Raw genomic sequence first — 737 nt, forward strand, 5'->3', positions numbered from 1 at the left:
TAATCATAACCACCCGTAAAACGGGTGGTTTGCTCTTGCCCTATAAGGGCTTGTTACCGACTGCGCCTAAATGACGCTGCTTTCTCTTCGTTCAAGCTCAGTGTCTTTGCTACTTTGGCTTACCCCTTGAAGGGGTTTTCATATTCTTTACTGCTCAATTTATCCGAGATTAAATTCGACTTTTCTTGCTCTCTGATATACTTTTGAATTGTGGCTTCATTGAGTCCAACTGTTGTGACATAGAACCCTTCCGCCCAAAACTTTCTGTTGCCAAATTTATATTTGAGATTGGCATGTCTATCAAAGATCATCAACGAACTTTTATCTTTCAAATATCCCATGAAGCTTGATACGCATATCTTCGGTGGAATACTCACTAACATATGAACATGATCTGGCATAAGGTGCCCTTCGATTATTTCTACACCTTTATATTTACAAAGGCCTCGAAGGATTTCACCTATACTTGAACGAATTTTATTAAAAATTACTTTCCGTCTATATTTCGGCGAAAAGACGATATGGTATTTACACAGCCACTTTGTATGTGCTGAGCTTTGTGCTTTAATGCCCATAAACACCTTTCCTTATTTAAGTTACGAATATTAGCTTGAACATCTATATCGTAACGGAAAGGTGTTTTTCTTGGTATAACCTTTAATACCCACCCGCATAGCGGGTGGTTTTATATTTAAGACGCTGACGCGACTTAAACTGGCTAAAGCCCATAATAAATA

Annotated in this window: 1 protein-coding gene; it reads right to left on the bottom strand. The window is 38.3% G+C overall.

Annotated features, from left to right (window positions below):
- Positions 1 to 119 precede the first annotated feature (119 nt).
- Positions 120 to 575, bottom strand: a complete 456-nt coding sequence (gene tnpA, locus DK857_RS19075; protein WP_109402994.1) for an IS200/IS605 family transposase — start codon at positions 573 to 575, stop codon at positions 120 to 122.
- Positions 576 to 737 lie beyond the last annotated feature (162 nt).

Source organism: Proteus terrae, assembly GCF_003144325.1.
Taxonomy (GTDB): Bacteria; Pseudomonadota; Gammaproteobacteria; order Enterobacterales; family Enterobacteriaceae; genus Proteus; species Proteus terrae.